Origin of the sequence: Microcoleus sp. Pol17C6, assembly GCF_036701145.1 — a bacterium.
Lineage (GTDB): Bacteria > Cyanobacteriota > Cyanobacteriia > Cyanobacteriales > Microcoleaceae > Microcoleus.
In genome coordinates, this window is sequence record NZ_JAUBQH010000099.1 from 1 (window position 1) to 13,516 (window position 13,516).

General features: G+C 47.4%; 9 protein-coding genes. 5 read left to right on the top strand and 4 right to left on the bottom strand.

The annotated features are described in order from the left end of the window. Positions 1 to 471: 471 nt before the first annotated feature. Positions 472 to 1,500 carry a phosphoribosylformylglycinamidine cyclo-ligase gene (gene purM / locus QUA25_RS27675; protein WP_333042800.1) on the bottom strand — a complete coding sequence of 343 codons (1,029 nt, stop codon included), beginning with the start codon at positions 1,498 to 1,500 and terminating at the stop codon, positions 472 to 474. Positions 1,501 to 1,970: 470 nt separating this feature from the next. On the opposite strand from purM, the gene QUA25_RS27680 reads away from it, so the two are divergent. From QUA25_RS27680 to QUA25_RS27690, 3 genes are all read left to right on the top strand, one after another. Then, a complete protein-coding gene (locus QUA25_RS27680) occupies positions 1,971 to 3,071 on the top strand; it encodes a septal ring lytic transglycosylase RlpA family protein (RefSeq protein WP_333042802.1) in 1,101 nt (366 codons plus the stop codon). Positions 3,072 to 3,266: 195 nt separating this feature from the next. Beyond that, on the top strand, positions 3,267 to 4,856 hold the full coding sequence (locus QUA25_RS27685) for a bifunctional pantoate--beta-alanine ligase/(d)CMP kinase (RefSeq protein WP_333042804.1): 1,590 nt from the start codon (positions 3,267 to 3,269) through the stop codon (positions 4,854 to 4,856). A 495-nt stretch (positions 4,857 to 5,351) separates the two neighbouring features. Beyond that, entirely contained in the window at positions 5,352 to 6,287 is a 936-nt protein-coding gene (locus QUA25_RS27690; RefSeq protein WP_333042805.1) for a polysaccharide deacetylase family protein, read from the top strand. Positions 6,288 to 6,664: 377 nt separating this feature from the next. On the opposite strand, the gene QUA25_RS27695 is transcribed toward QUA25_RS27690, so the two are convergent. Further along, entirely contained in the window at positions 6,665 to 7,732 is a 1,068-nt protein-coding gene (locus tag QUA25_RS27695; RefSeq protein ID WP_333042807.1) for an FAD-dependent oxidoreductase, read from the bottom strand. A 272-nt stretch (positions 7,733 to 8,004) separates the two neighbouring features. On the opposite strand from QUA25_RS27695, the gene QUA25_RS27700 reads away from it, so the two are divergent. Both QUA25_RS27700 and QUA25_RS27705 read left to right on the top strand, forming a co-directional pair. After that, positions 8,005 to 8,850, top strand: a complete 846-nt coding sequence (locus QUA25_RS27700; protein WP_333042808.1) for a YaaW family protein — start codon at positions 8,005 to 8,007, stop codon at positions 8,848 to 8,850. 43 nt (positions 8,851 to 8,893) lie between these two features. Next, entirely contained in the window at positions 8,894 to 10,471 is a 1,578-nt protein-coding gene (locus tag QUA25_RS27705; RefSeq protein ID WP_333042810.1) for an O-antigen ligase family protein, read from the top strand. 158 nt (positions 10,472 to 10,629) lie between these two features. Here the strand turns inward: QUA25_RS27705 and glmS are convergent, their stop codons facing one another. Together glmS and psaC are read right to left on the bottom strand one after the other, a co-directional pair. Continuing rightward, positions 10,630 to 12,552 (bottom strand): glutamine--fructose-6-phosphate transaminase (isomerizing), encoded by a 1,923-nt coding sequence (glmS, locus tag QUA25_RS27710; protein ID WP_333042811.1) that lies wholly within the window; start codon positions 12,550 to 12,552, stop codon positions 10,630 to 10,632. 159 nt (positions 12,553 to 12,711) lie between these two features. After that, the gene (psaC, locus tag QUA25_RS27715) at positions 12,712 to 12,957 is read right to left on the bottom strand and encodes a photosystem I iron-sulfur center protein PsaC (protein ID WP_015175986.1); all 246 of its coding nucleotides are present in this window, start codon (positions 12,955 to 12,957) and stop codon (positions 12,712 to 12,714) included. Positions 12,958 to 13,516: the final 559 nt, after the last annotated feature.

Below are 13,516 nucleotides of genomic sequence, written 5' to 3' on the forward strand. Positions count from 1 at the left end.
AGTTTTTGAGCAATAACTTGCCTTCTGTTGAAAGGCAGCTACTTTTAGATGCGATCGTTTTTTAGTCTAAACTCCAGAGCAATAACAAAATCATAATTTTTCCTCTAATATCTCCTTTTTTTTATTTTAATGCTTATTGCAGTTGCTATATTTGTTTGGGATTCCGATACTTTTGAACGGATACTTTTGCACTCATTGACGGAAATAATCTGGAATTATACCGTACTTAAAGGCACAAGAGCTTATTCCAATTTCATTTAAAATTAAAGCAACGAGTCCTTAGTTGTGAATTCCTTTTTCTCTTTCTTCCTCTATCTCCTCTGCGTCCTCTGCGTCCTCTGCGGTTACTTTAAAAATTATAAATTTAACCGCAGATATACACAAATGAATGCAGGTTGAGATTTTCTGTTAGTGGAGAAAACAAAGCGAAGCAATCTTCACCCCCTGCGATTGCTTATTACTAATTACCCATTACCCATTATCCATAATTAATTCTCCGTTCCCCTCAATCACTTCCCCGATCGCGAACGCACCAATTCCCTGAGATTCAAACCATTTAACAGCCTGTTCTACTTCCCTGGAATCGAGCAATAGTACAAACCCAATCCCCATATTAAAAGTATTGAACATATCTGCTGTAGCAACTTGTCCCGCTTCAGCAATCCACTGGAAAATGGGCAAATTGGGCCAGTTATTGCTGTCAATTTTCACAGATTGATTAACTCCCAAACAGCGGGGCAAATTTTCCGGCAAACCGCCGCCCGTAATGTGAGCCATGCCGTGAATTTCTAGACCGCTCTTAATTGCTTCGAGGACTGGTTTCACATAAATTTTAGTCGGAGTTAGCAGCACTTCTCCTAAACTTTTGCCACCTAACTTTTCGGGTTGCGAATGCCAGTCAAAACCCCGATCGCCCACAATTTTTCTCACCAAACTAAAACCGTTGCTGTGAACGCCCGAACTCGCCAGCCCCACAGCTACATCTCCCACCTGCACCCGCGAACCGTCCAACAATTTGCTCTTTTCGACAATTCCCACACAAAACCCCGCCAAATCGTACTCACCCGCTTGGTAAAAACCGGGCATTTCTGCCGTTTCCCCTCCGAGCAAAGCACAGCCCGCTTGCTTGCAACCATCAGCAATGCCGGCCACCACCGCAGCTAATTGTTCGGGATTTAACTTTCCCGTGGCTAAATAATCGAGAAAAAAGAGGGGTTCGGCCCCGGATGTCAGCACGTCGTTGACGCACATCGCCACCAAGTCGATACCTACCGTGTCGTGCCGATCAAGATTGTGGGCTAATTTCAACTTAGTCCCAACGCCGTCAGTACCCGAAACCATCACCGGCTCTTTTAAACCCTCCGGGACGCTGAAAAAACCGCTAAACCCGCCGAATCCGCCCAAAACTCCCGATCGGTGCGTGCTCTTGACCATACTCCCGATGCGCGAGACAAAAGCTCTGCCCGCCTCAACATCCACACCTGCTTCTCGATAATCCATAAGTCCGCCAAATCTATTTCTTCTAATTTTTAGTTTATTCCCATAACAGTTGACAAACAGCTTTTTTAAGACTAGCCATTTCGTAGCCCACAAAATACACTAAATTTTTGTAAATTTTTGTAAATTTTTCCGTAATGACTGAAACGGCTGTAAGCACTGGAACTAAAGGATTTTATGATAGAGGGTTTTGAGAAAATTTCATGAAGATTTGGTGAAAATCGCGATCGCAGCGATCCCCAACCACAAAAGTTTGTGGTAGTCTGTTGCAGTTCGTGAACAAAACACAAATTGCGGATCGAGTACGAGTTGTCAAGTGTCAGGGAAGTTTCCGCCAATTTTTTTTTTGCGGAAGCATTAAAGCAAAAACGCACCCGGATACTTTGGTTTGACTCACGGGGGAATGGCGAAGGGCAAGAGAGAAATCCTTGACGCCCGCCGCCAAATGGCCAATCCTCCAATCTCGGTTGGCAATGGCTATTCACAAAAATGGACGTATGAAGGAAAAATTTGTTGGTGGTCTACTCGCTGTCCTGTTAGTTCCTGTGGTAGGAACGGCATCCTCTTGTCACGCACAAGCAACAGGTGCCGACAACCAAAACTCTCAGGTTTCCGAGCAAGTAATTGCCACCCAACCGTCCCAGCAGTTAAACGCTACTCGGGTCGAAGCGCAAAAAGTCGGACAGTATCAGTATCAAGCAAGAGCTGAAATTGCCCGAGACTCGATCGCCAAAATTCAGCCCCACGACTTAGGCGGGCGACAAGCAGCGACAGTCTACGTGCGAAACATTCCAGTCATCACCTTTCTGAACGCGAATCCGGAAACAAATACGGCTTTGGGAGAAACTGGCAACAGCCAAGCCGATGCTAGCAGTCCGTCAAAAGTAACCGGCGCCAGAGAAAATCCCAAAGTCGGAAATATTGCCAGCAAATCCAGCAACCAAGAACCCGATCCAGTTTGGCGGGCATCAACCTTAGCAGCAAGACTCAATCAGCTAGCCCGCAACAACATCGATCCCAACAGCATTACCGTTAAGTGGGAAAAAGGCGATCGCTACATTATCCAGGCAAACGGCGAGGACTTGGTAAACATCAATGCCGAAACCATCCTCCCCGACACCACCAGCGACTTTAGCCGAGACGCGCTGCAAGCAACCAATCGCCTCCGCCGACTTCTGGGCAACGCCCCACCCCTGGAAGAAGTCGCAGGCCAACCCCAACCAGAACGGTCCGTGCTGTCTCTGGGTCCAGTTCAAGTGCGCCTCAGCGGCTGGGCTTCCTGGTACGGCCCAGGATTTAACGGCAACCTCAGCGCCAGCGGCGAGCGTTTCAACCAAAATGATTTGACCGCAGCCCACCCAAATTTGCCTTTTGGAACGAGAGTCATGGTGAGAAATCTCGACAACGGTCGCACCGTGGTTGTCCGCATTAATGACCGCGGCCCCTATGTGGGCGATCGGCTCATTGACTTGTCCGCAGGCGCCGCCAACGTACTAGGAATGATCGGCAGTGGCGTTGCCAGAGTGGAAATCGAAGTGATCGAACCGCCGCAGCAAACAACTGATGGACGCTGAAGGCCACTCTCAGGCAGAATACAAAAGTTATCCGAAGTGTAGAAGGCAGAAAGTAGAATAAAACTGACATCTTGCACCATTCTTTGTGCAAGAAGCCCGAAAGCCTGTTCTTGAGGATGGTGCAAGATGTCAAGTCGAACAAATTCTGACAAATAAACTCTGCATTCTGCCGAATGCCTTCAGGAGATTCTACCGGTGCGCCTGTTTACTACCATTGCAGCACTTCGCTGCTACTTAAATTTACAAAAATCTACTGCACCTCATTTGACAGTCGGTTTGGTGCCGACAATGGGAGCTTTGCACGCAGGGCATCTGAGCTTGATCCAGCGGGCAAGGCAAGAAAATGCGATCGCCCTGGTCAGCATTTTTGTCAACCCGCTGCAATTTGGGCCAACAGAAGATTTTCAAGATTATCCTCGGAATTTCGAGCAAGATCGGCTGTTGTGCGAACAAGCTGGGATTGACGCCATATTTGCTCCCTCAGCAACGGAAATGTTCGGCCATCAAGCAGTCGGCACAGAAACAGAGCAAGCCGCCCAAAAACAGATAGAGATTCACCTTTCATCCTTAACTCAAGTAGTGCCGCCATCGGCGATGACATCGGTTTTGTGCGGCAAAGCAAGGCCTGGTCATTTTCAGGGCGTCGCGGCAATTGTTACTAAACTTTTGAGTTTGGTGCAGCCGACAAAAGCTTATTTCGGTCAAAAAGACGCCCAGCAGCTAGCAATTATTCGGAAGCTGGTCTTGGATTTTAACTTGCCTGTAGAGATTGTCGCTTGTCCGATCGTCCGCGAAGAGTCGGGACTGGCAATGAGTTCTCGCAATCAGTATTTAACAACAGAGCAAAAACAGCAAGCCTCCGTACTCTACCGCGCGCTGCAACAAGCCTCGGAAACTTTTGCTTCACCCGACCGCAGCGCCGCAGCCGCACTCGCTGCGGTGCGCGCAGAAGTCGCAGGAGAACCCGCAGTCAAGATCGAATACGCCGAAATCGTCGATCCCGACACTTTGACGCCGTTGCAGGTGGTGGAAACCGCGGGACTTTTAGCCGTTGCCGCCAGAGTTGGCTCTACTCGTTTAATTGATAATATAGTTCTCAGGAATCGTCGGCCCATTGTGGCGATCGACGGCCCGGCGGGAGCAGGCAAATCTACCGTCACTCGCCTTGCCGCAACAGCTTTGAACTTGTTTTATTTGGATACAGGCGCGATGTATCGGGCGCTGACTTGGCTGGCATTAAAAACAGACACGCCGATTTCCGACGAATGTGCGATCGCCGAATTAATCAGTTCCAGTTATTTGGAATACAACCTCGATCCCGCATCAAAGATGTTGAAGATTAACGGCGAAGACGTAACCGAGGCAATTCGCAGTTTGGAAGTGACATCCCGCGTCTCGGAAATGGCGGCGATTCCCGCCGTGCGGCAGTTTCTGGTGGAAGAACAGCGGCGCTGCGGTACAAAAGGCGGAATTATAGCAGAAGGCCGCGATATCGGCACTAACGTTTTTCCCGATGCGGAATTGAAGATTTTTTTGACGGCTTCGGTACAAGAGCGATCGCGCAGGCGGCTGTTAGAACTTAAAGATACTGATCGGGCTAATATTAGCTTGGCCCAATTGGAGCAAGACATCGCCCTGCGAGACGAAAAGGACAGCACCCGCGAGGTTGCACCTTTGCGTAAAGCGGCCGATGCTGTGGAAATTCAAACAGACAATCTGACTGTTGCTGAAGTTATCGATCGGATTGTCGGCTTGTACAAAGAGAGAATCGGCTCTAAAAGTTAATTTTACGACCCTGGGGGCGCGCGATCGCCCTCATATCAAATCGGGTTAAACTCACATCTTGCAGCATTCTCGCTTAACAGGCTTTCGGGTCTATCCCACAAAGACTAAATTTTCTTGTGGCGTGGGATCTTCTAGCCCGCCCTTGAAAGGCTTATTAACAATAGTGCAACCTCTCACGTTAAACCAACTTGCAGTGTTAGGTAGGGACGCGGGCCGATGCGGGCTGAGTCCCTAAGAATATCGTGCCATGAATCCGACTTTAGCGCCGTCCCCCTCGCTGGGTAAAAAGTTCAACCATCCGGCGTTTTCATGGGTTAGGGGATTTCTGCCGCACAAATCTTAAATTTTTTTATCCGGACGGACTTCCCCACGATCGGTTATTTCCAGTAGCATTTTTACGGACTGTCCAATTTAAGATTATCCTCTTAAGTGGATTAACTTGATATCAACATAAAATCTCAAATTAACTGTACAAGGTGTGAAGGAGACAAGGACGTGACAAAATTGAAACGGCTGTGGAGGCGGCGAAAAACTTTAATCGTTGCTTTGATGGCAGCAACAGGAAGTTTTTTGCTGGGTGTGACATGGCCGATTAACTTCCGGGCCAATCAGCCATTGCAACCGATTCAGGCGCAAGTCTTGGCCGTATCCCAGTCCCAAGAACAACAGCCGATGTCCACTATTAATAAGTTCTCCCAGGCGATCGCCAATCGAGTAGAATTTTCCCAACAGTCTCTAGCCCAATTGCAGGCAATCCGATTTCAATCAGCCGTACCGGATCAGTTTCAAGGTACAACCATTCGTCACGCCCAACTCGACTCCCAGCGCAAGGCGATCGCCCTGACATTTGACGACGGCCCCTGGCCGAAAACAACTACACAAATCCTAGATATTCTCAAGGAAAATAATATTAAGGCTACATTTTTCTGGGTAGGAAAATACCTGAAAAATTCTCCCGAAATTGGCCAACAGGTCGCAGCAGCGGGTCACGCGATCGGCAATCACACTTGGAGCCATGAATACCTTCAGTATAACGAAGACGGTGCCGCTCGCGAGATCGATCGCACTTCATCCTTAATTGAGGAGTTGACCGGCGTCCAAACATCCATGTTCCGCCCGCCGGGAGGCATTTTAACCAATGGATTGGCCACTTATGCTCAAAATAAAAATTATGCCGTTGTGATGTGGTCTGCTGATTCTTTTGATTGGCGAACTCTTACGGAATCTTTGATAGACAACGTGATGAGGCAGGCAAATTCCGGCGGCATTGTGCTGATGCACGACGGCGGTGGCAATCGAGCGAGAACTGTAAAAGCTTTGCCGGATATTATTGCTAAACTGAGAAAGGAAGGGTACAGTTTCGTAACAGTTCCCGAGTTATTGCAGATGCAAGAACAAGATTTAAAACAGCAGGAAACCGCACAGAAATAACAATTGGGAAAAGTGGGAATTTACACCATTATGCCATTTTTTTGTATGTCGTTAGATTAATTTTTCATAACTCTAGCCGAACGAAGAAGGAAGAAGTAGCAACCGCGCCCGATTCCAGGCGACCTTCTTAACTACTGAAACCATTGCTCTAATTGCATTTCCCTTCTTCCTTCTTCCGACGGACATCGGACTGACATCCGTTACATCCGAAGAAAGCGAATCCGTTGCCGAACTTCCTTATTCCTTCTTCCTAACATCCGTTATTCATGCCGGACGGTATTATCAGGTTCGAGGGCAAGGTGATTTTCTTGGCTAAACTCAGACGGGATGGCAATCATAGCGTTAGAGGCAAAATTGATACCTTAATTGTAGCCATATTACCAATTTAGGCGGAAATCTAAGGGCAAATTGTGCAACTGAGAATTCACCCAATTAGCCGCCGCCAAACCCGATCGCAAAGCACCTTCTATTTGACCTTCCCCGCACAAATCCCCCGTACAAACTAGCGGCAAATTCCCCCCAGCAGGCAAACAAGAAACAGGCAAAGGGTTTCGACAAAAAGCATACCGCCAGCGGTGAACCTGCAACCATTCCGGCTGCTTCAGCCAAGAAATTAAATATTCAGAAGTGCGATCGAGCAATTCTTGACCGACAGTTTCCAAATCAGCAGCTTCTAAATAGCGTTCTGCAAAATTTGCGCTGCTGTGAACCACAAACACCGGCTGCTGCGGATCGAGCCGTTTGCTGCTGTCCAAACAAACCCAAGCTAAATCAGCATTATCGGGAAACGAAACAGCTTGCCACTGCGGATTTAGATTGCTTAAATCTTGCTGTTTTGCCGCAGAATAGCCAGCCATAACCGTAATGCAAGGGTCGTACTCCACAGAACGCAATTTGTCAAGAAAATCAGATAGCAAACCGATTTCCGAATTCAAAAACATTAAAGCTTGAGGTGCAGGAATTGCCACCACAACAGCCTTAGCAATCAATGCTTGAGGTATGTCTAAATTGTTGTCAGTGACTTCTAGGGAAAGATGCCACATTTGGTTATCTGTAGTAGAAATAACTTGTACGCGGCGGCCAAACCAAATCTCTAAATCCTCAGCCAGATACTTACCGATAGCATTCATACCTGTAGGTGCGGCATAACAAGAACTAGCAATAGCAGAAAGTTTTCCCTGTCTGAATTCCCAGACATTATCAGTCCAGAGTTTGAGGATATCCCGATCGACCAAAGCCTCAATTAACCCCTGCACCGCCTCCCCCTGCGGTTCCAGATACCGCGCGCCGTGATCGGCCCTAGTACCCTGTACGCGGCGGGTAGCAACACGTCCCCCCGCGCCGCGAGATTTCTCAACAACCGCCACAGAATAACCAGCTTGACGCAACCGTTGAGCGCAACTCAGTCCCGCCATACCCGCACCAATCACCACAACATCGAACATAATCAATCAGTCAGCCTTGTAAATCTACACATCAGCTTAAAGGCTGCGAGCTGAATTTGTACCTTACCGATGACTCAAAAGAGCCGTAGCTTCCGGGGCCCGACGCCATCGCCCTGCACCAAGTAGTAGAATAAAGGACAGCACGAATCCATGATTAAGACCAAATCAAAAAATGCCACTGTAGGTAAATCCTAAATCCTAATGGTTGTCAACCAGCAGCAATCTAAAATCTAAAATCTAAAATCTAAAATCGAATAGGGGAGGGCAAAATTTTGGACGAACTCAGAGCAGCACTCGAATTGACAACAGAAGAAGAATTGCAGCAACTAACAGAACTTCTGTTCAGCCGCAAGTTTAACCCTTTAGATTACGTGCAAACCCCCGCACCGATAGATGTACAAAGTCGCGATCGCCAAGCATGGCTCGACGCCGTAGAACAGCGGTTTCGCTATCTTGCAGCCGACGGGTTGACGGTACTCCGAGGGCGAACCCAACAAGTAACTTACAGACAAGCACTAATTCAAGTTTGTCGCTATCTCAAAATCCCTTACCCCAGACAGTTGTCAACCACCGACTTAGAGGCAGAAGTATTTCTGCACTTAATGGGCCGCGCGTGGAAGCGTTTACCAGCAGATGAACAGCAAGCGCTGACACTGCGCGTACAACGAGCGATCGTTGAGTCCAAACTCTCAGAACCCCTGCCAATTTCTGCTGAAAAAGACCCGCTGGGTTTACTGTTTAAAGGCGGCAGCGCTTTAGCTGTTAGTTCCATCTTAAAACCAATGCTGCTCAAACTAATGGCCAATCAATTTGCGCTGCATTTTGCCACCTATCAAATGGCAAAACAAGGAGTGCTTGCAGGCACTGCAACTGCAGCAACCCAGTTTCAAAATTATGTCGCAATTCAGACGGCGCGGCGCGGTATGGCGGTGAGTGCAGCTCGTTACGGTGCGACGCGGAGCGTATTTTCGTTGGTCGGCCCGGTGATGTGGACTTGGTTTTTAGCGGATTTGGGTTGGCGATCGATTTCCACGAACTACGGCCGCATTATCCCGACCATTTTTGCCCTAGCTCAAATACGCCTGACGCGATCGGAATGCGTTTGGGAACTAGCTTAACGATGGTAAATTGTAGATTTTAGATTTGAGATTGGGAGTGTGGGTGAATATCAAAAATCGGTTGAAATTAGCTGCCAAACAGACAGCCGAAAATCTCAAGTCTCGTCTCCAAAAACATCCAGATCCCCGCCTGCAAATCCCTTGGAATTTCGCCCAAGTGGGGATGCTGATTTTTCCCTTAATTCCGATTTTGGGAGCTTTAGGTTTATTCCTGGGATTGGCCGGCACTTGCAAGCAAAAGTTCCGTCAAATTAGTCGCCGCCCGTTGAATCGAGGATTCGCAATTCTGAGCGCGCTGCTAGTCATCACAGCCGTTTTTGCCCACAACCGCATTGAGGCTTTTGTAGGGTTGTACAATTTCTTGCCGTTCTTTATATTGTTTGCCGCTTTTAGCAGTTTAATTCAAACTTTGCCTCAATTGCGGCAATTGTCTTGGATTATTGTAATTAGTTCAATTCCAGTGATAATTTTAGGTCTGGGACAGCAATTTTTAGGCTGGAGCGGCATCGAGCAATTGCAGCCTGTTTTTGGCTGGGTACTCGCACCCCAAGGCAATCCCCCCGGCCGTATGGCTTCTGTATTTATGTACGCTAATATTTTAGCTTGCTATCTGACAATTGCTTTTATTTTAGCACTGGGACTGTGGATGGAAGAAGTCAGTTGTCAGTTGTCAGTTGTCAGTTTTCAATTGGGAGTTGTCAGCCGTCACCACTTACCAATGCCCAATCCCCAATACCCAATACCCAATTCCAAATTCCTATTTTTAAGTTGTGCAGCGATCGGAAATGCTGTTGCTTTGATTTTTACTAATTCTCGCAATGCTTGGGGAATGGCGGTTTTGGCAGTTTTGGCTTTTGCATTTTATGCGGGTTATAAAAAATTATTAGCTGCGGTTTTGAGTGTGGCTAGCACAATTTTTTTGTCTGCCTTTGGCCCGGAACCACTGCGGCAATCTTTACGAAGAATTGTTCCGGCTTTCTTTTGGGCTAGACTCACCGACGAGATGTTCCCAAATCGGCCGACTGCTACTTTGAGAAAAACTCAGTGGGAATTTGCTTGGTCTATGACTCAGCAGCGTCCTTGGACTGGTTGGGGATTGCGAAATTTTACGCCTCTCTATCAAGCTCAGATGCAAGAATGGCTCGGTCATCCTCACAGTTTGATACTGATGTTGACTGCGGAAACGGGAATACCCGCAACGCTTTTTTTGTTTGGTTTAGTGGGTTGGGTTTTGGCTAGGGGTGTTTTGCTGCTGGTGAATTGGCCGCTTTTTTCTGCAGATATCAAACACGAGCAAATAGCAACACAGGAAGTAGCGGAAAATGCTTTAGTGATTAATCAACAGGCGATAATTTTTAGAAAAAATCAGATAGTTGGTCAAGATGTAAAAGCAACAGATCGCCTAATTTTTTTCAGTTATTTATTAGCATTCGCCGCCTGTACGCTTTTTAATACTGTAGATGTGACGCTGTTTGATTTTCGACTCAATACTACAAGCTGGTTGCTGTTAGCCGCGATTTGGGGTGTGTGCGATCGACAATCAGCCGTTTTATCTGTAGGGTACGTCAGCGATGAGCCGATCGCACGCACAGAAAATCATCCTAATGTTTTGGGGGAATAAAGTTGCACACTAACCCAAAAGTCCTGCTGGGCAAGGCTTAGAGTGTCTAGTGTACAACTTTAACCTTGAAATTTGGCACGATATCTCAACAGTTTCAAGCGTTTTCAGTGTACAACTTTATTTTGTGTAAACACCTAACTGACGCACCCTACAAAACCTCATTCTACCGTCACCGACTTCGCCAAATTGCGTGGCTGATCCACATCCAAACCCCGACGGGCTGCAATGTGATAAGCCAACAATTGCAGCGGAATCACTGTCACAATCGGCGACAACAATTCATCCACCAAAGGCACCGGCAAAATGTGGTCAAAAATATCGGCTTCCGCCACACCTTGCTTGGGCGTAACGCCAATTAAACGGGCGTCGCGCGCCTTCGCTTCTTGAGCGTTGGAAAGCACTTTTTCGTAGACGCTTCCGGGCATGGCAATCGCCACTACAGGCACTTTCGCATCCAAAAGGGCGATCGGGCCGTGTTTCATCTCTCCCGCCGGATATCCTTCGGCGTGAATGTAGCTAATTTCCTTCAGTTTCAGTGCCCCTTCCAAAGCAATCGGAAAGTTAATTCCCCGCCCCAAAAAGATAAAATCTTGGGTGTCTGTAAACTGGTGGGACAATTCCTCCACATACTGTTCTTGAATCTCCAAAAACTTCTCAATTTCTGCCGGCAACTGGCGCAAACCAGCAATAATTTCTGCCAATCTATCCGTGCTGATTGTTTGTCGCTGGTGCGCCAAATCCAAAGCTAAGAAATAGAATGCCATCAACTGAGTGACAAAAGTTTTCGTTGCAGCAACGCCGACTTCTATACCGGCGTGGGTATTGATCACGTGCGGCATCATGTGGGCGATCGAACTTTCGGTTCTGTTAGTAATGCCTAACATTCTCGCCCGGAATTTATCAGTAAAACCCGCGCGGCGCTGCTGTTCCATCCCCAAAGCAGCCAGCGTATCCGCCGTTTCTCCCGATTGTGTTACCCCAATAGTTAAAGTATTTGCTGTCAGCGGTGCCGGTGCGTAACGGTACTCAGAAGCGTACTGCACTGCTGTGGGAATATTAGCTAATTGTTCCAACAAATATTTGCCAATTAGCGAGGCGTGCCAGCTCGTTCCACAGGCGAGAATCGAAATTTGTTCGACATCGGCGTAAAGTTCCTTGGGCAAGCTGAGATTGATGGGATATCTGGGATTTCCTGGCTGCCAATCGCTGTCTAAATAAGCCTCCAAACAAGCTCGCACTACGGCTGGCTGTTCATAAATCTCCTTGTGCATGAAGTGTTTGAAGCCTTGTTTTTCGACTAAAACCGGACTCCAACCAAGGATGCGCGGGCTTTTTTTCAGCCTTTCTCCTGCAAAGCTGTAAACTTCGACTCCCATCGGAGTTAGCCTTGCTAATTCGCCATTTTCCAAGGACAAAACAGTGCGGGTTTGAGAGACTAATGCCGGCGTGTCAGAAGCGCAGAAAAATTCCCCTGCACCAAAGCCAATCACCAAAGGAGCTTGCTGTCTGGCGACAATTATTTCTTCGGGAAAATCTGCACAGATAACGGCGATCGCAAAAGCTCCTTCTAATTTATTTACCGCATTTAAAACAGTTTCCAAAAACGATAAATCAGCAATTTTCTCGGTTTTTTTATCTTTTTCTTCTTCCTTCTCCCTTTTTGCTTCTTTCAAAAATTCAGCTATTAAATGAGGAATAACTTCTGTATCGGTATCCGAGACAAATTTATGTCCCTTTGCTTTCAATTCTTTCCGCAACTCGCGATAATTTTCGACAATTCCATTTTGAACTACCGCAATTCGCCCGCTATTATCCATGTGAGGGTGAGCGTTATATTCTTCTGGTTTGCCGTGAGTTGCCCAGCGGGTGTGTCCGATGCCGATGGGAGCGAGAGAGTCTATCTCTGCTAACTTTTCCCGGAGGTTGTGCAATTTGCCCTTTGCTCGGATGCAGGTAATTTCTCCTTCGGAGATGGTAGCGAGGCCCGCTGAATCATAGCCCCGGTATTCTAGTTTCTCCAATCCTGCTAGCAAAATCTCACTTGCTGCTTGCGTGCCGATATAGCCAACGATTCCGCACATTTAACGTACTACTCCTGCTTAGCGATCGCAATAAAACTCAAGTTTTATCATTTTTACCTTCTTCCGGCCCCAGAATGCAGATTCCGCGACAAAAAAGAGGGGGCGATTAAATTGCCCCCTCTCTTGTGCCCGTAATTCGATCGGCGTGTCGATCGATATTTAGTAGGCTAGACCCATACTGCGAGTGGTTTCTGCTCCCAGGTAAACCCGGATGCTCAGAAAATCGGTGGGGCAAGCAGTTTCGCACCGCTTGCAGCCTACACAGTCTTCGGTGCGGGGAGATGAGGCAATCTGAGCTGCTTTGCAGCCATCCCAGGGCACCATCTCCAAAACGTCAGTCGGACAAGCGCGGACGCATTGAGTGCAGCCGATGCAAGTATCGTAAATTTTGACTGAATGAGACATTGAATAAAGGCTCCCAACGAGTCACTAAAAATTTGCTGCCTCTGCGAATTAACAGATTTGACGGTGAGGTGCCACCGCTATAGCCTGCACAGAGAATTAAAGGTTAGTCTACCGCAGTGCTTGGAAGCACTTCGCGAAAAAGCGACAAAACTTCACAGTTATTCACCCTGGGACTCTTATAGAACCCATTTGAGATTTATTCATTTGCCAACCCTTTGAGCATCAGCCTGATGAAATAGAAATTGAGTTTGGCATTAGCATTGATGAGAGTCGCCTCAAAGTTCTTGACCAAACTCTTACAGCCTTACATCCAAGGATTTGACCGTTCAATCACGAGCGCGAATTGCCACCACGACAAATCCAGTTTTCCCCTTCAGCGCCATTTTTTCGGCTTTCGTTAGTTTCCGTGCCAGTTTAAACCGGATCTGGGTCATAATCTGGGGATAGAGTTTTTACTTTCTCTGGCATGAGCCGAGCCGGGTGATAAGCTGCTACGCAGCTAAACCGGATAAAATAGCATTGCCTTTATTTTTGATTTTTCGATCCCATTTAATAACCA